18 protein-coding genes are annotated in these 23,012 nt (G+C 39.2%); 9 read left to right on the plus strand and 9 right to left on the minus strand.

Annotation, left to right across the window (positions count from 1 at the left end; all coding sequences use genetic code 11):
- Window positions 1-43 precede the first annotated feature (43 nt).
- Together IPM47_12100 and IPM47_12105 are read left to right on the plus strand one after the other, a co-directional pair.
- Window positions 44-826 carry an enoyl-CoA hydratase/isomerase family protein gene (locus tag IPM47_12100; protein QQS27626.1) on the plus strand — a complete coding sequence of 261 codons (783 nt, stop codon included), beginning with the start codon at window positions 44-46 and terminating at the stop codon, window positions 824-826.
- Between the two features lie 198 nt (window positions 827-1,024).
- Window positions 1,025-2,632, plus strand: coding sequence for a M28 family peptidase (locus IPM47_12105; protein QQS27627.1), 1,608 nt, complete (start codon window positions 1,025-1,027; stop codon window positions 2,630-2,632).
- 109 nt (window positions 2,633-2,741) lie between these two features.
- Here the strand turns inward: IPM47_12105 and IPM47_12110 are convergent, their stop codons facing one another.
- Complete coding sequence (locus IPM47_12110; GenBank protein ID QQS27628.1) at window positions 2,742-3,416, minus strand: hypothetical protein; 675 nt, start codon at window positions 3,414-3,416, stop codon at window positions 2,742-2,744.
- A complete protein-coding gene (locus IPM47_12115; GenBank protein ID QQS27629.1) occupies window positions 3,376-4,104 on the minus strand; it encodes a sigma-70 family RNA polymerase sigma factor in 729 nt (242 codons plus the stop codon). Before IPM47_12115 ends, IPM47_12110 begins: the two co-directional genes overlap by 41 nt.
- 262 nt (window positions 4,105-4,366) lie before the next feature.
- On the opposite strand from IPM47_12115, the gene IPM47_12120 reads away from it, so the two are divergent.
- From IPM47_12120 to IPM47_12130, 3 genes are all read left to right on the plus strand, one after another.
- Window positions 4,367-5,641 carry an aspartate kinase gene (locus tag IPM47_12120; protein QQS27630.1) on the plus strand — a complete coding sequence of 425 codons (1,275 nt, stop codon included), beginning with the start codon at window positions 4,367-4,369 and terminating at the stop codon, window positions 5,639-5,641.
- 55 nt (window positions 5,642-5,696) lie between these two features.
- Window positions 5,697-6,461 carry a DUF1295 domain-containing protein gene (locus IPM47_12125; protein QQS27631.1) on the plus strand — a complete coding sequence of 255 codons (765 nt, stop codon included), beginning with the start codon at window positions 5,697-5,699 and terminating at the stop codon, window positions 6,459-6,461.
- A 71-nt stretch (window positions 6,462-6,532) separates the two neighbouring features.
- Window positions 6,533-7,672: a T9SS type A sorting domain-containing protein gene (locus tag IPM47_12130; GenBank protein QQS27632.1), complete on the plus strand. Its 1,140-nt coding sequence runs from the start codon at window positions 6,533-6,535 to the stop codon at window positions 7,670-7,672.
- Window positions 7,673-7,701: 29 nt separating this feature from the next.
- Here the strand turns inward: IPM47_12130 and IPM47_12135 are convergent, their stop codons facing one another.
- From IPM47_12135 to IPM47_12150, 4 genes are all read right to left on the minus strand, one after another.
- Complete coding sequence (locus tag IPM47_12135) at window positions 7,702-8,637, minus strand: homoserine kinase (GenBank protein QQS27633.1); 936 nt, start codon at window positions 8,635-8,637, stop codon at window positions 7,702-7,704.
- 63 nt (window positions 8,638-8,700) lie between these two features.
- Complete coding sequence (locus IPM47_12140; GenBank protein QQS27634.1) at window positions 8,701-8,973, minus strand: hypothetical protein; 273 nt, start codon at window positions 8,971-8,973, stop codon at window positions 8,701-8,703.
- A 230-nt stretch (window positions 8,974-9,203) separates the two neighbouring features.
- Window positions 9,204-9,386 carry a hypothetical protein gene (locus IPM47_12145; GenBank protein ID QQS27635.1) on the minus strand — a complete coding sequence of 61 codons (183 nt, stop codon included), beginning with the start codon at window positions 9,384-9,386 and terminating at the stop codon, window positions 9,204-9,206.
- Between the two features lie 310 nt (window positions 9,387-9,696).
- Entirely contained in the window at window positions 9,697-10,971 is a 1,275-nt protein-coding gene (locus tag IPM47_12150) for a hypothetical protein (protein ID QQS31459.1), read from the minus strand.
- A 204-nt stretch (window positions 10,972-11,175) separates the two neighbouring features.
- Between IPM47_12150 and IPM47_12155 the strand changes: the two genes are divergently transcribed.
- The 4 genes from IPM47_12155 to IPM47_12170 all read left to right on the plus strand — a co-directional run bounded on the left by IPM47_12155 (window position 11,176) and on the right by IPM47_12170 (window position 17,211).
- Complete coding sequence (locus IPM47_12155; GenBank protein QQS27636.1) at window positions 11,176-12,051, plus strand: EamA family transporter; 876 nt, start codon at window positions 11,176-11,178, stop codon at window positions 12,049-12,051.
- Between the two features lie 313 nt (window positions 12,052-12,364).
- Entirely contained in the window at window positions 12,365-14,848 is a 2,484-nt protein-coding gene (locus tag IPM47_12160; GenBank protein ID QQS27637.1) for a T9SS type A sorting domain-containing protein, read from the plus strand.
- A gap of 185 nt (window positions 14,849-15,033) precedes the next feature.
- On the plus strand, window positions 15,034-15,996 hold the full coding sequence (locus IPM47_12165) for an IS30 family transposase (protein ID QQS27638.1): 963 nt from the start codon (window positions 15,034-15,036) through the stop codon (window positions 15,994-15,996).
- A gap of 279 nt (window positions 15,997-16,275) precedes the next feature.
- Complete coding sequence (locus IPM47_12170) at window positions 16,276-17,211, plus strand: hypothetical protein (protein ID QQS27639.1); 936 nt, start codon at window positions 16,276-16,278, stop codon at window positions 17,209-17,211.
- An 87-nt stretch (window positions 17,212-17,298) separates the two neighbouring features.
- On the opposite strand, the gene IPM47_12175 is transcribed toward IPM47_12170, so the two are convergent.
- Genes IPM47_12175 through IPM47_12185 form a run of 3 tightly spaced genes read right to left on the minus strand, consistent with a single transcriptional unit; the run spans window position 17,299 to window position 22,938 of the window.
- The gene (locus IPM47_12175; GenBank protein ID QQS27640.1) at window positions 17,299-19,122 is read right to left on the minus strand and encodes an ABC transporter ATP-binding protein; all 1,824 of its coding nucleotides are present in this window, start codon (window positions 19,120-19,122) and stop codon (window positions 17,299-17,301) included.
- A gap of 48 nt (window positions 19,123-19,170) precedes the next feature.
- Window positions 19,171-20,958 carry an ABC transporter ATP-binding protein gene (locus IPM47_12180; GenBank protein ID QQS27641.1) on the minus strand — a complete coding sequence of 596 codons (1,788 nt, stop codon included), beginning with the start codon at window positions 20,956-20,958 and terminating at the stop codon, window positions 19,171-19,173.
- A 33-nt stretch (window positions 20,959-20,991) separates the two neighbouring features.
- Window positions 20,992-22,938 carry a DUF3857 domain-containing protein gene (locus IPM47_12185; GenBank protein ID QQS27642.1) on the minus strand — a complete coding sequence of 649 codons (1,947 nt, stop codon included), beginning with the start codon at window positions 22,936-22,938 and terminating at the stop codon, window positions 20,992-20,994.
- Window positions 22,939-23,012: the final 74 nt, after the last annotated feature.

Consider the following 23,012-nt stretch of genomic DNA (forward strand, 5'->3'; position numbering starts at 1 on the left):
CAGGAAAACCCGAAAACAACCATTCAAAAACAATCTCACAAATATGTACGAACACATTCTTTACCAGGAATCTGAAGGAGTTGCTTTAATTACGCTCAACAGACCCGAAAATTTCAACGCTTTTGTTGAATTGATGAATGGCGAACTTACTGATGCAGTAAAAAAAGCAGGGAAAAACCCTTCTGTTAGAGTCATTGTCCTGACCGGTGCGGGCAAGGCTTTTTGTTCAGGACAGGATTTAAAGGAAATCAAAGATAAGGTTGGGGATCGCAACCTCGCCGATTCAGTAGAGCGGAGATATAACCCAATGATTCAGGCAATTTACCAATGTCCCAAACCTGTAATCTGCCGGATGAACGGTGTTGCTGCAGGTGCAGGATGCTCTTTAGCCCTTGCTTGCGATATGATTATCGCTTCTGAAAAAGCATGGATGATCGAAGCTTTTATTCATGTGGGTCTCGTGCTGGATAGTGGGTCTTCTTATTTTCTTCCTCGTATTGTCGGAATGAAAAAAGCCTTTGAAATTGCAGCAATGGGAACTAAAATCAGCGCTCATGAAGCATTGGCTTTGGGAATGGTCAACAAAGTCGTTCCTCATGAAGAACTGGATATCGCTGTTGATGAAGTTAGTGCTTATTTTGCCAAAGCTCCTGCAAAGGCTGTGGCTTATATCAAAAAAATGCTCAACCAGTCGCTTCAATCCGACTTATCAACCATGCTTCAACAAGAGGCATATTATCAACAATTGGCCGGTTTCTCTTCCGATTACAAAGAAGGTATTTCTGCTTTTGTCGAAAAACGCCCCCCTGTTTTTACCGGCAACTAACTATCTTTTACCACAACCTGACTGTTCTCTGATTTCTCTTAATATGGGAATCTCGATCAACTAAAAATATTGAAATTCACTAAATAAGCTCTTTATAGTAAAAGTTTTTCTTACTCTTTTGTTTTAACATTGCGAATCATAAAGTCTGAAATCTCATTAAACAACCGGTTATTTAAGTCTTAACAAATCAATATAACTATGTCTAACAATAGTCTGCTCAAACAGTTATCTCTCCTGATTATCCTCACAACCTTCATGGTTCAGGGAGCTTTTGCACAAAAAACCTCAGCTCTGCCGAAATCTCATGGCAAAAAAACAGCTCCTGTTTTTGCAAAAACCATCACCACAGACGACCTCAAAAAACATCTGACTATTCTCGCATCTGACGAATATGCAGGTCGTGGCAATGGGCAGGCAGGTGTTGAAATGGCTGCCAAATATTTGGCAGAACAGTTTGCAGCTATCGGAATCCCTCCTTTAAACGGCACTTATTTTCAGGAATTTCCACTTCAGCGTCAGGCTTGGGATAGCCCATCCGTCAGTATTCATGGCAAAGTTTATCATTTTAAGAAAGACTTTTATTGTTTTCCGAGAAGCAATAAAACACTGATTGAAAATTTCTCCGAAATCGTCTTTTTAGGATACGGAATCGAAGATACCCGCTATAATAATTACCTGCAACCTGACAGTACGGAGGTGAACGTGAAAGACAAAATAGTAGTAGTGATGCACGGAGAACCTAAAACTTCTGATAATAAGTTTCTATTAACCAACTCGTTGGTTGCTTCAGAATGGACAACCAACTGGCGTAAAAAACTGGAAACGGCCACTAAAAAAGGAGTCAAAGCTCTGTTAATTGTCGTGGATGATGTGGAGAAAAATGTGGAGCAACTCAAACATTTTATTAACAGCGATTCTTTTGAACTAAAAACTTCCGGCAACACTCAGGCTTCTTCCAATTCCTTGTACATCAGCCGTGAAATGGCAGAAGCTTTGCTAAATATGAGGTTGAATGATTTGGAAAACAAACTCCAAAATCACCCCTTTTACCTGAATGTCTCTACTGACCTCAGCCTGAGTATCACCAAAAAAGGGGAAGAGTTGTTTGGAAAAAATGTTTTGGGCTTTATTGAAGGAACCGACCTCAAAAACGAGGTCATTGTCCTGACAGCGCATTACGATCATTTGGGTATCGAAGACGGTGAAATCTATAACGGAGCTGACGATGACGGGTCGGGTACCGTTGCACTGATTGAAATTGCTGAAGCCTTTTGGAGAGCTAAGCAAGCCGGTAGAGGCCCTCGAAGAAGCATCCTGATTATGCCGGTCGCAGCAGAAGAAAAAGGACTTTTGGGTTCTCAGTTTTATACAGATTTCAGTCCCATTTTCCCTTTGAGTAATACAGTTGCCAACCTCAATATTGACATGATTGGACGTATTGACCCCGAACATCTTACCGGTGATTATGTGTATATCATCGGCTCAGACAAACTAAGTACTGAACTTCACAACATTAACGAAGCTGCCAATAAATCTTATACTAAACTCGATTTGGATTACCGATACAATGTTCCAAATGACCCCAACAGGTTTTATTACCGTTCAGACCATTACAATTTTGCCAAAAACAAAATACCTGTTATTTTTTACTTTAACGGAACTCATGCCGATTACCACAAACCCTCCGACACCCTTGAAAAAATAAATTTCAACGCCCTGCATAAAAGAACTTTACTCGTTTTTTACACCGCATGGCAACTGGCTAACCAAACTCCCCGCATTGTCGTTGATGTCAATAAGCCTTAATTGTCATTCTTTTTTGCAAATATCCAATACAACTTCTTTCATCTTGAATACTTAGAAAAGTTGAGCATCAGTATGAATGGGTGATATTTCGTTGGGTTTGAATTATTCCTTATGGCATCAGTCTTTTTTCAATAAAAAAAGATTGCAGAGCAATTCCGTAATCTTGTTGGGTTTTAAGATTTGAAATCGCTGCTTTTAACTGCCAATAATATCTTCCGGGCTTTAAATCCTGCGGAAGTTCAATACTAAAAGAAGTTTGATTGGGTGGGAGTATATAGTTTTTCAAAACAAAAATTCCTTTGTTTGTCCGGATGTTCAAGATAAGCGAATGGTCAACAGGTGTTTTCAACTCTATATTTAATGTACCTGCTACTTCAGCTTCATTTTCAGGTAACAACACCTGAATAATAGGTTGTGAACTGCCGGTACTGCTTCGGGTCGTATATGATTCAAAGTCTTCGGCTACTTCAAAAGATTCCATCAGGTCTGTCAGCAAGTAATTTTCAACTTTAACAGACGAAAAAAATCGCTCTATCCTGTCTCTGTCAGTTTCTGAAAACAAATTCATGCCTGTATCCCCTACAAAATCCTGACATTTTAACAAAGCATTTGAAGAACGCTCATTGACAATCTGTTTCATCGAATCAAGTAAAAGCTGTTCTAATACTGTCATACTTAGTAATTCACGGTTTTTTAACAATTCTTGTTCAAACTCGTTTCTTTCTGCTTCCGATATTTGACCCTCAAGGTAACTCCTGATTCTTTCTGTTAATGATTTGTCCATTTTTTGTTTTTACCTTTTTCCTCGAAAGAAATTTTTTAACCATTTTTATGTCGTCCCAGTCATTCCCAAGCAACTCCGATAAATGAGTACTTAACCTTTCTCTGCATATATACATTTTTGTTTGTGTCGCACTCACAGAATTTGCTAATTTAGTGGAATTTTGAATTTTAGAATGAGACCAACTATTAAAAACGTGCAAATAAAATAGCTTTCTGCATCCGGGCGACATCATTTTTATTTTGCTGATGACCAACCCTAACAATTCTTTATATTCAAAAGCTTCTTCCGGTTTTTGAGAGAATGTATGATGATTGCCTAAGTTTTCAATTGCCTCAATATCTGAAACCGAAGTCAAAAAATTATCCTTTTTCCGCTGCTTGAGGGTTTTTTTCCAGATATTTTTGTAAATCCCTGCGATGTAAATTCTAAAAGGAATTTCTTCGCCGGTATCTGTATTTGTCAAACTGAACGAAGGATTTAAACATCTCACTCTGAAAGCTTCCATGGTGCTCCAGGTCAACTCTTTAGCATCTTCAAACGTCCCGTTGTTGGCCGACAAATAGGACGAAACAATGATCAGCAGTTTTTTATACACATTAACTAAAACCTGTTGTCTTCCTTCTCTGAATCCACTGATAATTTTTTGGTTGGTTTCCATCCATTCAAAAGGAAGAGAGTGCTTAGTCATTTGCTTCAATATTGTGAATGTTCGAAAAAGAATCTGCACAAAAATAACCTTTTTTACCGTTTTTGTTAAAATTCGGCAATTTGATTTTATTCAGGTATGAGCATTGAAAAAATTTACAAATCAAACGGTCAAAATCCAATGTTAAACGAACGTGATTCTTTTGCGGGCTTCACAATAATAATTTACTTTTGCAGGCTTTTTGAAACAGCATGTCTATTTAGAATTTCTTAACTTTTTACCTGAAAAAAGCACAATCAAAGCTATGCAAGTATTCAAATTTGGAGGAGCTTCGGTCAAAGATGCCCCTTCTGTCCTCAATGTTGCCAATATTTTGAATTCATATACCGGGCTCCCTTTGGTGGTCGTGATTTCTGCCATGGGAAAAACTACCAATGCGTTGGAAGACGTGGTCAATGCCTATACTCAGGAAACAGGACAGGCAAAAATACTTTTGGACAAAGTCAGAAATGCTCATTTCTCTACTGCTGATACCTTGTTTGACGGCAATAGAAATCATACCGTATATGCAGAAATGGAGTTTTTACTGAAACATGTCGAAGAGATTTTGGACAATAAACCTCTGGCAGACTATAATTTTATTTACGATCAAATTGTATCGTTGGGTGAGTTGCTGGCTACAAAACTGGTGAGTAGTTACCTGAATTTTGCAGGTATTTCAAACGAATGGCTCGATGTCAGGCAATGTATCAAAACCGATAATACATGGCGGGAAGCCAATATCCAATGGGAGGTCAGTAACTGGCAGGTCAGAGAAAAAGTATTGCCCTTGCTTAATGACAATAAAATGGTGATCACCCAGGGATTTATCGGTGCAACCATTGAATATTTTACCACAACCCTCGGACGCGAAGGCTCCGACTATACGGCTGCCGTCTTTGCAAATATCCTCGATGCCCAATCTATGACTGTCTGGAAAGACGTACCGGGTATTTTAAGTGCCGACCCCCGTTTGGTTGCCGATGCTGTCAAAATTCCACGACTGTCCTACTACGAAGCCGTAGAAATGACCTATTACGGGGCACAGGTCATCCACCCAAAAACCATAAAACCTCTTCAAAATAAAAAAATACCATTGATCGTCCAGTCTTTTCTTGCACCGGACGAATCCGGAACTATCATCCATACAGAAGATTCCGTGGATATCGCTTCTATTCCGCCTATCGTGGTAATTAAGAAAAATCAAATGCTGCTCAATGTCAGAAGTAAGGATTTTTCCTTCATCGCCGAAGAAAATTTGAGTAATATTTATGATTTATTTGCCAAACATCGCGTAAAAGCTAACCTCAGCCAAAATGCAGCCATTAGTTTCTCGGCTTGCATTGACCATATTACCTATAAAGTCGAGCCTTTGCTCAAAGACCTGAACACAAACTACAACGAACGCATCTTTACCAACCTCGAACTCATCACCATCAGACACTATACCGAAAATACCATCAAACGTTTCGTCAACGGGCGGGAAGTCTTGCTCGAACAAAAAGGCAAGAACACCGTTCAGTTAGTCGTGCGCGAATAACCCTCCCCTGTCCTGTTCCATGGTACGTTAATTCTAACTCATAATCCCGGTTTTTATGACTTGGTCCGTATTTTCATCCATCCAGTATCTATGGATTTTTATAGGCCTGATTGCCTTTTTATGGCTATTGTTCCGTCAGACCGCCCCTTACGGAAGGCATACAAAACAAGGTTTCGGGCTGATGATTAACAACCGGTTGGGATGGGTTTTGATGGAAACTCCGGTCATGATCTGGCTCTTGCTTTTCTTTTTAATCGGGAAAAACAATGAGCAATCTCCTTTTGTGGTCTATATATTCATAGGTTTATTTTTGTTGCATTACCTCCACCGCAGTTTCATATTCCCGGCTTTTATGCGAACAAAAGGCAAATTTATGCCCCTCATGATTGTTTTGCTCGCTCTGTTTTTCAATCTGGTAAACGGCTTCGGTTTAGGTTATTATTTTGCACATTTCGCTGCCTACCCCCCCGATTGGATTGCTTCCTGGCAGTTTATATCCGGTATTGCACTCTTCCTTTTGGGAATGTGCATCAATATCTACAGCGATTACCGCCTCATTGGGTTGAGAAAACCCGGCGATGTTTCCTACCATATCCCACATGGCGGCCTTTTTGAGTATATAAGTTGCCCCAACCTGCTTGGAGAATTGATCGAATGGGGAGGGTTTGCCCTGATGACCTGCTCCTTGCCCGGTTTTACCTTCTGGTGGTGGAGCATCGCCAATTTGGTGCCCCGTGCTTTAGCTCACCACCGTTGGTATTTACAACATTTTGAACATTATCCTAAAAACAGAAAAGCATTAATCCCTTTTTTGCTCTAAACCTTCTTCCCTATCTCATTACGGTTCTAAGATTGTATATTTGCCTGTTAACTTTCAATTATCTCCATATTATGAAACAGCTTCTTACCCCGCTACTGTTTTTGTTTGCAACATTTTCGGTTTATTCCCAGCAAACCATTGATTTGACCATGGAGCACGATGGAATTACCCGCGCATATCGCCTCTATGTTCCCGCTGCTTATAACGGCTCTACTCCTGTACCACTGTTATTCAACCTGCACGGATATGGGTCGAACAATTTGCAGCAAACTATCTATGGCGATTTCAGAAGCATTGCCGATACTGCCAATTTTATTATCTGTTTACCAAACGGAACCCCCGATGCCGGTGGCAGTTTGAGATGGAATTCAGGCTTTGCCACCGGTGTTGACGATGTTGGATTTATTTCAAACCTCATTGATACTATTTCTGCTAATTATTCCATTAATCCTGCCATGATTTACAGTACCGGCATGTCAAACGGAGGCTATATGTCCCATACTTTAGCCTGTGAACTCTCAGACAGAATTGCCGCAATCGCCTCGGTTACCGGCTCGATGACCATACTCCAGCAACTCAACTGCTCCCCCGAACGTCCTGTTCCGGTCATGCAAATTCACGGTACCAATGACCCCACAGTTCCATACGAAGGCGGCAGTGGATCAATGGGAATCGAAGATTTGGTTGATTTTTGGGTAGCTCACAACACCTGTTCAACCACTCCGGTCATCACCCCCGTACCCGACATCAACACCACAGACGGTTCCACCGCTGAAAGATTTGATTACCTCAGTTGTGAAGACCAAACTTCGGTTGCCTTTTACAAAGTAACAGGCGGCGGACATACCTGGCCGGGGTCCATCATTCTTCTCGCCGGCACGAACAAAGATTTCAGTGCAAGTAAAGTGATTTGGGAGTTTTTCAGACAATTTCAACATCCCGGGTTCTCAACTCCTGTTAGCATAAATGAACCACCGCTTCAAACAAAAATTGAGGTCTATCCCAATCCATCTTCAGATTTTGTACAGGTATCCGGTGTTCCTCAGGCTACAAAACTCCTGCTGACCGACATCAAAGGGCAATGCCTACAGACAATAGATTTAACCCATCCCTCATCAACAGTTTCAATAGCACATTTGCCTGCCGGCATTTATCTGTTCCGGTTTTCAAACCCAAATGGCGTTCAAACTTTAAAAGTAGTAAAATGGTAGTGGATGGGGGGATTGCTCGCCAAAAAACGCTACCCTAAATCATGCCATGCTTTTGCACCGCTTTGGTTAATCGCAGAGGTATAGCTATTTGTTTCTATTTTTAAGTTGTTCAACAAACTTTTAACCGCTGTTGCCACTTTTAACGCAGTCTCTTCCCCTTTCGAAAACGCAAAAACCGAAGGTCCCGACCCCGAAATCCCAAAAGAAATTGCCCCGTGCAGCATAGCTTTTGTTCTCATCAAATCAAATTGCGGAATTAGTGCCGCCCGATAGGGTTCTGCAAACCGATCCGTCATAGATTTTCCCATCAACTCGAAATCACCCGTATAAAGCGCAGATACAAAACCTGCAATATTTCCGGTTTGAATGATAGCCTCTTTTAGCCCGATTTCTTTGGGTAAAATATTCCGCGCCTCTTTCGTCAAAATCTCAATTTGCGGATGAATTACCGTAACCCACAACCCCTCCGGCACAGGTAGCTGAACAATCTCAAGCGGATGATAACTTTTTATCAAAACAATACCGCCCATCATCGAAGGTGCAACATTATCCGCATGGCGCGAACCACTCGCAATGACCTCCCCGTCAAGCGCAAACTCGACCAGCTCCGTTTTTGTAAAAGGGCTGCCCATCAACTTATTCACCGCCATAACCCCTGCTACTGCACTTGCAGCACTCGACCCTAATCCGCTGCCAAATGGCATCTTCTTCTTGATCGCCACGTCTATTCCCCTTGACCCTTTACCCACCATTTCAAACATCGTTAAAATCCCACCGGTTGCAGTATTCTCTTCCGGCAAATAGGACAACTTGCCATCATCCCCCTCTATCTTTACAATGCGAACTTCTCCAACATCATTCCACCATACCGAAACCTCATCGCCCGGAGTTTCAATTGCCAGACCCAACACATCAAACCCACAATTCAAATTCGCCACTGTCGCAGGTGCAAATGCTGTTACCATGTTTTGTCTTATATTCCTGAAGTTATGCTTCTCTTCTTATTTCCGCAAAGTTAATAATTAACATTAGTCCGGGATTAAATTTGAGTAATTATTGGGAGTTCTATAAGAACAGCGAGCGCTTGTGGAGTGATGGACAGAACCTCGAAAAGGTGAAATGTTTGTAACAAACAAACACCAATCGGCAAAAAACCCTGAAAGGGCAACTTTAAAAACGCAATCAGTTTGAATCACCTTTGCTTCAGTTTGAATCACCTTTGCTTCAGTTTGAATCACCTTTGCTTCAGTTTGAATCACCTTTGCTTCAGTTTGAATCACCTTTGCTTCAGTTTGAATCACCTTTGCTTCAGTTTGAATCACCTTTGATTCATCACCTTTGATTCAGTTTGAATCACCTTTGATTCAGTTTGAATCACCTTTGCTTCAGTTTGAATCACCTTTGCTTCAGTTTGAATCACCTTTGCTTCAGTTTGAATCACCTTTGCTTCAGTTTGAATCACCTTTGCTTAAGTTTGAATCACCTTTGCTTCAGTTTGAATCACCTTTGCTTCAGTTTGAATCACCTTTGCTTAAGTTTGAATCACCTTTGCTTCAGTTTGAATCACCTTTGCTTCAGTTTGAATCACCTTTGCTTCAGTTTGAATCACCTTTGCTTCAGTTTGAATCACCTTTGCTTCAGTTTGAATCACCTTTGCTTCAGTTTGAATCACCTTTGATTCAGTTTGAATCACCTTTGCTTCAGTTTGAATCACCTTTGCTTAAGTTTGAATCACCTTTGCTTAAGTTTGAATCACCGGGCTTTTATACCGCTTTTTTATAGTGTGTTCCATTTTGAAACCTCTAAAAGTGGATTTGAAGAATTGTAAATTTTGATGTGTTGATTTGTGTTTTCGCAGCGAGGGATGCTTCAAACAGATAAAAGTACTTTGTTTAAACTCCATAAAAAACCCCGATGGTGAAAACCATCGGGGAACATAAACGAAAAACAGCGCTGTTTTGAACTAAAAATTTAAGTTAGTTCATATTAGACGGATTGTATGTTTTAAATTGATGAAACTAAAATCATGGCTTAACCGGAATGGTACTAAGCAAACTGATTTCCTGAAGATTGCTGTAATCATATTGATATAAACCGTTTGCACCTATCATAAGCAATATTTGATTGTAAGGAATGACATCAAAAGCGTTGATGTTGTCATAGTGTGCAATCTGATTTAGGTCAATCTGATAGACATTGGAAGCATTATAGATTTTCAGACCGGCATCTCCGTCACAGATAAACAAAGTACTGTTGTCAATTCCTAAACCATGTGGATTGGTCATTGGATAGGTTTTTATCAGAATGGGGTTGGTTAAATCTACAATATCCAAAACTTCAAGTTGGTTGGAAAAACCCTGACAAGTAGTGCCGGAACGAAGGGTTACATAAGCATAATCTCCTTCTGCAACAACGGGATCACAACTTGTTACGTGTGAAAACTGTGAAACATAATTTGGTTGAGCCGGATTTGAAAGTCCATAAACAAACATTCCGGTTTGAGAACCAATCAATAAATGGTTTCGAAAGGGGAATATGGTTTCAATATTCCATCCGATATTGGTGGTTCCTGTGGTAGAAGGTTGTGCGGGATTTCCGACATAGTAAGTTTGTAAACTGCTGAGTGTAACGATATAGAGGTAATCACCGGCAAGGGTAAAACGAGCCATAGAACCTCCAACCCCTACAGATGGTGCGTTAGACTGCGTATCTCCTCCTGATGAAGGAGGCATAACTCCTCCGGTTGAGGTTGTTGTGTTGACAGGCCCTCCTTCAAAAGAATCTACCATATTATCCACAAACATGACCGGATAACCCTGATTGCAGTCATAAGATTCTGTTCTTTCTACCTGCTGGTATTCCGTAACGATTCCTTCTTCAGGGCTGAAAGGAAAATTATCTGCAAAAACATTTTCAGTCCTGGAAATAAAGGTCGCATTGGCAGGATCCGAAATATCTATTGCCAATAAATCAATATAGCTGTCGGCATATAAAATGTTGTTTTTAACTGCCATATCCACATTTCCGACAATCTCAATAAAAGCAATGTTTTGAGGAGAAGCAGGGTTGCTGTTGTCAATGACATGGATGCCTTTAAGTGGTTCGTTGATTAACAGATAGGGCGGTTTGAAATAGATTTTACCCGATTGTTTTAAATCCCGAGGAGCAGAAACGGTTATGGGTTGTCTTAACTCTTCGAGCGACAGATAAACCGGCTCATAAGCCATATAAGTGTAAGTTTGCTCACATTTGTCAGAACAGGATGGTGATAAAACCAATAAATAGCCAAGAATGGCCATACAAGCCAAAAATGAAAAGGTTAGTTTTTTCATGATTTACCGGGATGTTTTGAATTTGAATTGATGGATGATTGCGATTTACAAAAACAAGAACGTATCGAATAGGGGGGAGGGTTGCTTTAACCTCACACAAAATAGGGTTAAAAAGGTAAAGGATATACTAATAAAGGTAAATTTACGACAAAATTCAAGATTTTAACGTTTATGGAGCCTTTGTATTTGCGTGAACACGGTAGAGGAATTGCAGCAGTGGTTATTGCATCGGTTGTCTGGAGTACCGGCGGGTTGTTTGTCAAGTTGCTACCGTTTAACGCAATGACCATATTGTTTTACCGCTCCCTGTTTGCAGGAATTTTGTTTGCTGCCGTTTATCGCCGTGAAGTACTTTTGGTCAATAAGACTGCTTTTATTGCCTCCGGTTTTTATGCCTTGTTACTGATTTGCTTCGTATCGGCAACCAAACTGACTACTGCTGCAAACGCTATCTTTCTTCAATATACCGCACCGGTTTATGTGTTGTTGTTGGAGCCCCGGTTGTTTGGTCTGAAATTACAAAAAATCAATGTCATTACTATTATTGCCTGTGTTGCAGGGATGGGTTTGTTCTTTTCTGACAATCTCGAAGGCGGTGGGGGTTGGGGAAATCTGATTGCCTTGTTGTCCGGAGTGTTTTTGGCTGGTTTATTGCTTTCGCAGCGCATGAATGACCACCGATATTATATTTCTGCTGTTTTTTGGGGAAATGTGTGGATCGTCCTGATTTGTTTTCCTTTTTTTGCCATGTCTGCCACCCCCTCTACAGAACAATTTGGGATGTTGATGTTTCTGGGATTTGTTCAAATAGGAGTTGGATATTTATTGTTTACCTACGGTCTGAAAAGAACCCTTGCCATAGAGAGCGCTTTGCTGGCAATGATTGAACCGGTCTTAAATCCGGTATGGGTTTGGATAGGACATGGTGAAAAACCTTCGTTACAGGCTTTGTTAGGTGGGGCTATTATTATTATCGCTTTGTCGGTAAGGATCCTGGTGCTGGAGCTTGCTAAAAATTCAAAAAAAGAAATAAAATCAATAAACTAATCTGATTAGTTAGTTTTTGCTCAGTGGATAAGAGATTTAAAAGTTCGATATCTCCCTTTCCAATTCTTAATGTCTCTTATTTTCAATAGAAGTGTGTTTCTTATTAGAAACTAAGTGCGTTTGTAGCTTTTTGGATTTAAAATTCCTACATTTGTAGGATACAGTTTTATCCAGTTTTAAGATAAAATTTTGATATTGTGAAACAAGAAATTAATAACATTTGGATATATACTTTTTTAAATAGCAAAACAAACATATACTATTCGGTCTAAAATGTTGGGCAGTTTTAATTAATCAATCCAAAAACATTGCCATGAAATCATACTCCTTTATTTCAACATTGCTTGCCATATTCATTCTTAACTTTTTTGGCATTAGCTTGACTATAGAGGCTCAAACCGGTTTTGATCAGCACTGGCGAATTGCTCCTATCATTAACAATCCTATCAATATTCTTTCTGCTGACTTTGACAATGACGGCGATAGGGATATCATTGTAATATCTTATTTAAACAGCCCGAATAAAAAGGTTGCTATCTTTGAAAATGTAGAGGGTGTTTATGCCGGAATTCCGATGCTAACCCATCATTTGAACGAAAGTGGTGATATAAATATACAATTGGCAGATTTAGACAATGACAACTATTTAGATCTGGTTTTTGCGTTTAAAAATCTCAACAAAATTGCATGGAGTAAAAACAATGGGGGTTTTAATTTTAGTGATTTGCAAACCATTACTACTGCCGTTAATTATCTGAAATTTGTTGAGATATTGGATTTTGACAACGACAATGACCTTGACCTGCTCTCTGCTTCGAGTTATGATCATAAGATTGCTTTGTATGAAAACCTTGGCGATGGCAATTTTGGAAACCAAATTGTAATAGCCCAAAATGCCTATCAGACCTCTGTCGTAACAGCATTGGATGTTGACAATGACGGACTGAAAGATGTCATATCGGGAGCTTCAGTAATTTATGGGTTAGCATGGCATAAAAACTACGGAAATGGTATTTTTGGTGTCCCTCAAACTATTACCAATGCCTTTTTTAATCCAACTCAAATTGCTATAGCTGATATGAATAACGATGGTATCGAGGATTTGATAGTTAATTCAGGTTCTAAAAAATACCTCATTTTGAGGGATGTAACGCAGAGTTTTGTTGATCCGATTTTAATACATTCAAACGGTTATTCTCCCTTTTTCCTTATCGATTTCAATTTTGATGGCAATAAGGATATCATTTTCCCTTTAAATAATAACACGGTTAATATATTGTTGAATTATGGAAATGCTATTTTTGAAGGGCCTGTTCAACTCGTAAACATGACCTATCCGCTCAGTACTTTTGCAGTTCAGGATGTTGACAACAATGGGTATATTGATATTTTAATTACCACCAATTCTACTTATTCGGATAGGGTAGAATGGTACGAAAATCAGGATAATTCAACCTTTGTTCAGCATATATTGGCAGAGAACAATGCCATACTATATGATATATTTAATTCCGATTTAGATAATGACGGAGATATTGATGTGTTGTCGGCTTCTTATGGGGATAAAAAAATTGCCTGGTTCGAAAACTTAGGCAACGGCACGTTTAACACTATAAAAGTCATTACCCGGAATGCTTGGGGTGCAAACACTGTTTTCGCAGCAGATTTGGACAACGACGGGTTTATTGATGTACTATCATCATCCTATAACGATGATAAAATTGCATGGTATAGAAATGAAGGACAAGGCAATTTTAGCGAACAAATTTTAATAACCAATACAGCAGAAGGAGCTATGGCAGTAACAGCCGCAGATTTTGATAATGATGGTGATGCCGATGTGGTTGCCGCTATTTATGAAGAACAACTTTTCCGATATGCGAATGATGGTAGTGGTAGTTTCAGCCTCGAACAAACATTCATTGTTCCTATTGCGATCCAAAAAATCAGGATTGCCGATCTGAATTACGATGGATTTCCTGACATCATTTTTGCAGCTTCCCAAAATGAGGAAGCCGGAATAATTGGTTGGATTAAAAATAACGGAGACGGCACATTTTATCCAAATTATTCTACCATAGCTATTGTGCCCGGTATAAATGACTTTGATGTTGGTGATATTGACAACGACGGACTGCCCGATGTAGTGGGGGTCTCTCTTTTTTACGATCAATCTATCTGGTATAGAAACAATGGCGAAGGATTTCCTTTTAGTGAAGAAATCATCTGTACCTGTCTTAACGAACCTGTTGCCGTAAGTGCGGAAGACTTAGATAACGATGGTGATTTGGATATCATTGTCGGATCGATAGGAAACGATAGGGTAGAATGGTATCAAAATGACGGCATGGGAAACTTTCAAGCAGCCGATTTTCCAATTTCAAATTTGGGAAATATAAGAGCCATTTTAGCTGCCGATATTGATAATGACGGATATAAGGATGTTGTTTTGGGATATAATTCTTACAGTATAATTGACTGGCATCGGAACCTGTTTCTCAATATTGCCTCTAATACAGTTTATACCGATAAGATTCAACAATTACAAATCCTGCAACTTTCCCCCAATCCCACACAAAACACCATCACCATTACCTATACTACTCCCGACAACCAACCTTTATCCTTACAAATGCACGACCTCGCGGGTAAACAGGCATTTACCCAAACTAATTTGCCTGCTTCACCCGGTATTCATACCGTTACTTTAAACATGCAACACCTGACCAAAGGAATGTATTTGCTCACCCTATCTTCGGCAAAAACTGCCCTGAGTGAGAAGATTTTGAAGGAGTAAGGAAGGGGATTCAAGGCTTATGATTTACTTCCGGATTTTTAAGGGATGCAGGTTCCTAGATTCAATTCATAAATGCAACTTTGGGACTGGACATAAACGGAAAATAATTAAGGAGAAGAGCCAAAACTCTCCCCCTTAAATGGAAAAAAGTTCGTTTATTGCTGTCCGACCAAAGAAGCTAATAAATGAAACATTTAACCGCATCCCAAAGGTACACAATTAGTATGATGAAAGCAGAAAATTACAGTCAAAAAGCGATTGCGGAAGCGATTGGTAAAAGCCCAAGCACGATTAGTAGAGAGCTTAGGCGAAATTGCGATAAGCGGAGCGGGTTTTATGAACCTGAATTGGCACAACGCAAATGTGTTAAGCGGCATCAAGAGAAAAAGAAAGCCATCCGGTTTGATTCTTCCATGCAAAGGTATATAGAGGAATTGTTGTTTCAGGACTACAGTCCGGAACAAGTTGTAGGTGTAGCGCGAAAAGCGGGGGTTGCTTGTGTGTCGGCAGAACGCATTTATCAGCATATATGGGCAGACAAGAAGCGGAAAGGCAGCTTATTCACTCACCTGCGAACAAGCGGCAAGCGCTACCACAACAGGGGTGCCGCTAAAGATAAACGGGGAATAATAAAAGACCGTATTTCTATTGAACATCGCCCACCGGAGGTGGCAGCCAAAGAGCGGTTCGGAGACCTTGAAATAGATACCATTATTGGTAAAAACCATCAAGGGGCTATTGTAACTATCAACGATAGATGCACCGGTATGCTTAGAATGAAGAAAATAGCTAAAAAAGAAGCGGCTTTAGTGGCAAGTGCCGCTATCCAATTGCTTCAGGATTGGAAACCTTCTTTACATACCATTACCGCAGATAATGGAAAAGAGTTTGCCCATCACCAATTCATTGCCAGCGAACTTCAAATCAACTTTTTCTTTGCCAGACCCTATCATAGTTGGGAAAGAGGTGCTAGTGAAAATCTAAATGGTTTAATCAGACAATACATCCCCAAATCAACTGATTTTAACTCCCTAACCGATGAGCAAATTCATGACAATCAGGAAAAAATAAACAACAGACCCAGAAAAAGATTGAACTTTGATTCGCCTAATCAATTTATTAAACACAAAGTTGAATTTATAACTTGAATCCTGCACACTTTTAATGATAGTTTACAGAATTTGTACAATCATTTGTTATTAGTTAGTGATCATAGTAATTTCATCAAATTGTATTGAAAACTTTTCTGTCCTCGAAAACTTAAAAATATATTCACTATTTGAACGTTATGACTTTCATCAGGAAAAGGAGAGTTGTATGAAGTTAGATTTGAATTACCGGCGCATCTTCTTTTTGATACAATTTTAACAGAACTATTGATTAAAGTAACCAACAAAATTTAAATGTTTTATTTAAAATCCACTCTTATGAAACTGTTATTAATCTCATTGATGTTTATTTCAGGTTTTTATTTTATTAACTCTAACCGAACCATAGAACCTGCGACCCAGAATACTATAATTGAAGAACCCGTTGAGTCAAAGATAACTTATCATACATACCCTCCTTCCAATATTCCTGATTTTTTTAAAGAACTGACAAACAACCATTTTGAAAGCATTTTTGAAAAGCATGGAAGTGAGTATTTGAATTTTTGCAGCGATAATCAGATAGATGCCAATGATTTAGCAAATAAAAAAAATTACTTAACAGTCTGGTTTTTACATCAGCTATTTACCACAAATAGTGCTTCAGATTGCTCAAATGCCGGAATACTTAAAATTCCGTACTTTTGGCATTGGATTAATCCAAACCCAAGGCACGAAATTAAACTTGTAAAAACCGGAATTCCGTTAACTCAGGTTGAATCGCCAACCGGATATAAAAAATACAGATCTTACGCAGATCTTGACCGCAAACCTTTTTTATACCTGAGCGACTTGTTGGCCGAACATCCAAAATTCTACGCTGAAAGATGTGACACTTTTTCAACTTTCGGTTGGTGTAGTGAACGGGAAATGGCATTTGTGGCCTTAACTACAGAAATGGGCTTTACCGGTAAGGTCTTTTCCGAGGGGGCACATAGTATTTCAAAATTGAAAATTCCCATGACTAAACAGGATGGTCAAAAGCTGATTTTTGACGTTACAGTTGATAACACATTCTACAATTTAGAATGGAATCTAATGACACCGGCAGAAATAAGCAAATGGGATACAACATTGGGAAATATTCAGATGGCTAAATGGTATAATGATCAGGCTCATTTAAGTAGCAGCCTGACCAATATTCGCAATTATCAGGTTAGTATGATGGCAATGGATAGGATTGAACGTTTAACTGCAAATTTTTTCAAAAACTAAGATTTTAAAACACTTTCCTATTCACAGAACTAATTTTTCATAGTTTGTTTTTCTGAAAAAAGCGAATTGATGATAAAAGTGCAGGGTTTAAAACACCTGCAAATCTACAAACCTTTTATAAGCCCCTTGTTGAGCAATCAGTTCGGCATGAGTGCCTCGCTCTATGATTTGCCCTTTTTCAAGCACTAAGATTTCATCGGCAAACTGAATGGTAGAAAGTCGGTGAGCAATGACTATGGAGGTTCTGTTTTGCATTAGTTTGTACAGGGCTTCCTGTACTAATTTTTCAGAAGCGGAATCGAGTGAGGAGGTGGCTTCATCCAATATTAAAATGGGAGGGTTTTTTAAAACCGCTCTTGCAATAGTCAATCGTTGGCGCTCTCCCCCGCTTAGTTTATTACCTCTGTCACCGATTATGGTTTGATAGCCGTTTTCTAACTCCATAATGAACTGATGTGCATTGGCTATTTTAGCTGCTTGAATTAGTTCGTCCTCGGTTACCGGATGATGTACCCCGAAAGAAATATTGTTAAACACGGTATCATTAAACAAAACCGGTTCCTGAGTAACAATACCGATGAGGTTTCTAAGATCAGCCAAGGCAAACTTTCGGATATCCGTGTTGTCTAACAGGATTTCACCTTTTGTAACATCATAAAATCTCGGTATCAGGTCTGCAAATGTAGATTTTCCGGCTCCCGAACTACCTACAAGTGCCAGAATTTTACCTTTCGGTATGGTTACATTGATGTTTTGTAGCACAGTTTGAGTTTCATAGGCAAATGAAACATTGTTAAATTGTATTTGGTGTTGGAATCCCGAAACAGCTACCGGTTTTTCAGGATCTTTGATGCCGATAGGCGCATCTAAAATTTTAGCGATTCTTTCCACAGATGCAAGCCCTTTTTGAATATTATAGTAAGCAGCACTAAATGTTTTTGCAGGTGGTATTATCTGTGAAAATACAACTATAAAATAGATAAAAGTTTCTGCTTCAAGTTGTAACGACTGACTTAAAACCATTCTTCCCCCCACATACAAGACTATTGCCACAACTGTTATACTTAAAAACTCTGAAAGGGGTGAAGACAAATCGCGGCGGTGAAGCATATTTTTACTCAACTTATAAAAAACTTCGTTTTCGGTTGCGAACTTATTGATTTGTTTTTGTTGCGCATTAAATCCCTTGATGACTTTCATGCCACTGATGGTTTCATCAATAATGGTCATCAACATGCCGAGTTTGCTTTGAGCCTGATGTGATTTTTTTTTCAGCGATTTACCGATTTGACCGATAATCAATCCGGTCAACGGCAAGATAATCAGTACAAACAAAGTCAGTTGAGGGCTGATGATAAACATCGTAATCAGATAAGCCAAAACGGTCAGAGGTTCGGTAAAAGCGATAGCCAGCATACTGATGATGCTGTTTTCAATCTCCTGTATATCAGAGGTAAGTCTGGTGATAATATCCCCTTTACGTTCTTCGGTAAAATAAGATACAGGCAGCGCTACAACTTTACCAAAAGCATCGGCACGAATTTGCCGGATCGTCCCGTTTCTCATTTTTGCCATTGCATACATGGCTAAATAGCGGAAGAGGTTTTTGAAAAAAAAGATCAACGACACGAGAATACAAACAGCAAGTAAAGCCTCAATTTTACCGTATTGTGTGATAAGTTGAGTCATTCCGTAATTAAAAGCCGTCTGAACCCATTCTATAGATAGGCTGAAATGTTCGGGAGCTGTTTGGACAAGGGGTTGTTTGTCGAAAAGTAATCGAAGGAAAGGAATAACCATTGCGAGAGAAACAACCGAAAACAGGATAGAAAGCAGGTTAAATAAAATGTGCAGAAGTGCTTGTAGCTTAAATGGTTTTAAGTAGTACAAAAGCCGTTCAAAATTAGACATGTATCCGGTTGTTTTATTGCCATTAAAAAATTGACGCGGATTAAATATTTAACTTACAGCAATTTCTCCAATCTGAACATTCCACAAATCTGCATAAATGCCATTAAGCGCCAGTAATGATTCATGTGTTCCCTGTTCGGCAATTTGACCGTGATGCAGGATTACAATATGATCAGCATGTCGGATTGTTGAAAGACGGTGTGCAACTACAATGGCTGTTTTATCTTTTGTCAGCAGATAAAGGTTTTCCTGAATAGCCCTTTCGGTTTCTGTATCAACTGCACTTGTTGCCTCATCTAATAAAAGAATGGGGGCGTTTTTCAATATTGCACGGGCGATACTTAAACGTTGCCTCTGTCCACCGGATAGCTTAATGCCTCTTTCGCCTACAATCGTTAGGTATTTTTCAGGCAAAGAACTGATAAAATCGTGCAATTGTGCCTGACGAGCTGCATTTTCTATTGCTTCAGGGGTCGCATTTGGCAGCCCATAGGAAATGTTTTCGAAAATTGTCCCATGAAAAAGGTAAACATCCTGACTGACAAGGGCGATGTTTTTTCTTAAATCAGTTAAATCGGCATCTCTGACATCGGTTTCATCAATGATAACCGCACCATTTTGGACATCATAATATCGAAGCAACAATTTGATGAGGGTAGTTTTTCCTGCTCCGGTCAATCCCGCCAAACCTATCATAGCGCCGGCTTCTATTTTAAGGTTTATATTGCTTAAAACCGGGATTTTTTCAAAGTAACTGAAAGATACATTGCGCAACTCAATTTTTCCTTCAACATGGTTAAAAGGTTTTGGATGAACGGGGCTTACAATTTTTGGAGTTGAGTCAATAAGGTTAAAAATACGGCGTGCACTTGCTCTTGCGCGCTCGTAAGAATCAAACACCCCACCTAATCCGGTGATTGGCCAAAGCAATCTTTGCAGCATCATGGCAAAAAAAGCCAATTGTCCAATGGTAATTAAAGGGGTTCCCTGAAGGATAGAATAGGCTCCCCAAAACAAGGAAGCCGCCAAACCGAATGCAATAAACATTCGCACAACAGGTATAAAAGCACTGTTGTATTCGATGGCTGCGTAATTTTTGTTGCGGTATTCCTTAGAGGCTTCTTCTACCCGGCGGCTTTCCAGGTTTTCGGCGGTAAAACTCTTAATGACTGCAATACCCGATAGGTTGTTTTCCAACCGGTTGTTTAAATCCCCGACCGATTGCCGGATATCGGTGTAAAGCGGTGCAATTTTTCTTTTATACCAGGCTCCTATCGCTACCATAAAGGGAATTGGTAAAACCCCAACAAGAGCTAATTGCCAGGAAGTTTGAAACAGGGATATCATGGCAAAAACCAAAAGCACCATCAATTGTAAGATTTGATTAAAACTGCCGTTTAAAAATCGCTCCAGTTCGTTAACATCGTTGTTTAGAATTGATAAAAGGTTTCCGGTTCGTTGTTCTTCAAAAAAAGCGATTTCGCGCATCTGCATTTTATTGTATGCGTCTGTTCTCAGTTGATGCTGAACATCTTGTGCCAAACGTTTAAAAGCCCGTTCATACACCCATTCAAAAAAACTCTCAATAAAAAATATGATTACAATCAAACCTGCTAAAAAGGCTGCGATATTCAGAGCTGAACTATCACCTAAGAGGGTTTGAATCCATTCGGGTTTTTGACCATTTACAGTATCAATAATCCATGCCACAAATAAAGGGGGCATTAAGTCGAAGATTTTATTTAAAACGCTTGCTCCGCTTGCCCCGGCAATCCGGATTTTATAGTTTCCGAGATAATGAAACAAACGGCGCATCGGGCTGATTTCCTTAGACATATATTAGAGCGTTGATGTAGAAATGACTTGAACTTAATCTTTTTCAAAGACCAAAACTACCTTGTTAAAGTCGGCAGCAGCATTGATGACTTTTCTGAATGGTTCATATTCAGATTTTGGGAGGTTAATGTTTTGGTAATACTCGTCTGCAGTGATGGTAATTTCTCTTCCGTTTTGTTGGAATCCGGAAACAAAACGGCAGGTTTTAATGCCCTTTTCTTCGACAAAATGGTCAATATTGGCGGTTTCTAATCCACTAACCTTATATCCTTCGGGAATTGAGAACTTAATTTTTCTGCGGTAATATACCGGATAATCCATGTCTATATCATGTTGCCTTTCATGCTGTTGATAAAGTTCTACTTGTGGGCCAATGATATTACCTACTTTAAACAGATAGTTTTTTCCGGCTTTTTCAATCAGCGAAGGTGCTGTGAATTGTGAGGTGATATAAAATTCTTTTTCAGGCTGAGTCGAAAGTTCAAGGTTATCGTTAAAAACTTCCGATTTCGGACGCTGTGCATCTTCCATTCCGGAAAGTACAATCGCCTTTACAAATTCTTCTTTTTGAAAAAGAGTAATTACGCGATATTCCGCTGCCCGGTAACCGGTCCAGCCATGCCTGATATTAACGGTCGGCATGAAACCCTGATCAAAGCTAATAGTAGCATCAATATTGTTTGTGCTATACTCTGCATCAGGCATTTGAATATACTTCACAACTCCTGTTTTTTTTGCCTGATTGATAAAAAATCCATAGTTATTGGCAAACTGATAGGGTGGTTGGCCATACCGAAATTGAATCATATCAGGAGCAATATACTTTTTGGTTGGATTGACATAAATGATGATTTCCACAAAATTATTCCAGCTTTCAAAGTCTTTGTCAAAACGGGCATTGTTCCGGTTGGTCGTGATGACCAAATCGTGATCAATTTCAGCTTCTTTTAAAAATGCTGCAAACAAACGGGCAATTCCCAACTCACTTGCAAAACGATTGACCAGCATTTTTTCGATTTCGTTAAATTCAGGTCCGGATCCGTCTTCAAGCGAAACCGTAGTTTTCAAAAATTGCTCAATCCTGATAACTTTTTGGTCTGTGTTCAGTTTCTTGATTTTTAGTTTTTTCAATTCCTCTTGTACCATTTTTTTGGCTTCAGGAGTATAACTATACAACAAATCGCTAAAATTTTCAGTAGCCGATTCCCAACTATATAACCTGTTTTGTTGAGGGGATCCGGTATTATAGGATACTTTATAGTCCACTTTCATCAAATTTGCCCGATAAGTGCAATATTCTTCGTTAAATAATGCAGGTATGTTGAAGGCAACTGCACTTAATTGTCTTGTAGAATCAAGTTCAGACAGTTTAAGTTCAGGAAATCCATTGTAAGATTTAGCTTCAAAAACCAAATTGTCGGGTGATATAATGTCAATTGATGCTTCTTTGATTTTATTGTCGGTTTGAATGATTTCTCTTCCGTAAGGATCAGTAACCAACGATTGAATTGTATAGAAATATTCAATTTCACCGCCCTTTTCGACCCCTTCGATGGCAAAAATTTTCAAGCTTCCATAATCCTCTACATCTTGAATCTCTTTGATATTGTCTTTGTTCAACACCACAACTTTTCCGTCTTTAGTAATGGCACGAGCTTTTAACTCAATGAATTGTATCACATTATGCATCGGCACATAAACTTTGTTAAATCCTTCAACCCCGGCATCATCATTTACCCTAACTATTTTGTGAACAGTTTCATACTGAAGAAGGGCACCGGTAGGTTCATCATAACAAAACTCAATGATGCGTTTGTCTTTTATAATTACTGCCGGCTCGGTGGATTCTTCATCTTGTAAATCATACAATACGGGCAATTCTTCCCAGTTGTAGTTTTGGTGGGAATAAACAGGCTGAGCAACAATAGATTTGGCAATCAATAAAAACAAAATTGCAGAATAAACAGATGTTTTAAGCATTTTGGTAAGTTTATTGTTTTTTAAAAAACTAAAAAACCCGCAAGAAAAATGGAAACTTGCAGGCTAAAAAAACA

This window comes from Sphingobacteriales bacterium (assembly GCA_016700115.1).
Classification (GTDB): Bacteria; Bacteroidota; Bacteroidia; order Chitinophagales; family UBA2359; genus UBA2359.

Coding starts and splice junctions, on each gene's coding strand:
- IPM47_12150 (QQS31459.1), bottom strand. CDS start 10,971: ATGGCCATTCTTGGCTATTTATTGGTTTTATCACCATCCTGTTCTGAC.
- IPM47_12170 (QQS27639.1), top strand. CDS start 16,276: ATGAAACTGTTATTAATCTCATTGATGTTTATTTCAGGTTTTTATTTT.
- IPM47_12135 (QQS27633.1), bottom strand. CDS start 8,637: ATGGTAACAGCATTTGCACCTGCGACAGTGGCGAATTTGAATTGTGGG.
- IPM47_12185 (QQS27642.1), bottom strand. CDS start 22,938: ATGCTTAAAACATCTGTTTATTCTGCAATTTTGTTTTTATTGATTGCC.
- IPM47_12160 (QQS27637.1), top strand. CDS start 12,365: ATGAAATCATACTCCTTTATTTCAACATTGCTTGCCATATTCATTCTT.
- IPM47_12130 (QQS27632.1), top strand. CDS start 6,533: ATGAAACAGCTTCTTACCCCGCTACTGTTTTTGTTTGCAACATTTTCG.
- IPM47_12120 (QQS27630.1), top strand. CDS start 4,367: ATGCAAGTATTCAAATTTGGAGGAGCTTCGGTCAAAGATGCCCCTTCT.
- IPM47_12155 (QQS27636.1), top strand. CDS start 11,176: ATGGAGCCTTTGTATTTGCGTGAACACGGTAGAGGAATTGCAGCAGTG.
- IPM47_12105 (QQS27627.1), top strand. CDS start 1,025: ATGTCTAACAATAGTCTGCTCAAACAGTTATCTCTCCTGATTATCCTC.
- IPM47_12165 (QQS27638.1), top strand. CDS start 15,034: ATGAAACATTTAACCGCATCCCAAAGGTACACAATTAGTATGATGAAA.
- IPM47_12125 (QQS27631.1), top strand. CDS start 5,697: ATGACTTGGTCCGTATTTTCATCCATCCAGTATCTATGGATTTTTATA.
- IPM47_12100 (QQS27626.1), top strand. CDS start 44: ATGTACGAACACATTCTTTACCAGGAATCTGAAGGAGTTGCTTTAATT.
- IPM47_12110 (QQS27628.1), bottom strand. CDS start 3,416: ATGGACAAATCATTAACAGAAAGAATCAGGAGTTACCTTGAGGGTCAA.
- IPM47_12115 (QQS27629.1), bottom strand. CDS start 4,104: ATGACTAAGCACTCTCTTCCTTTTGAATGGATGGAAACCAACCAAAAA.
- IPM47_12180 (QQS27641.1), bottom strand. CDS start 20,958: ATGTCTAAGGAAATCAGCCCGATGCGCCGTTTGTTTCATTATCTCGGA.
- IPM47_12175 (QQS27640.1), bottom strand. CDS start 19,122: ATGTCTAATTTTGAACGGCTTTTGTACTACTTAAAACCATTTAAGCTA.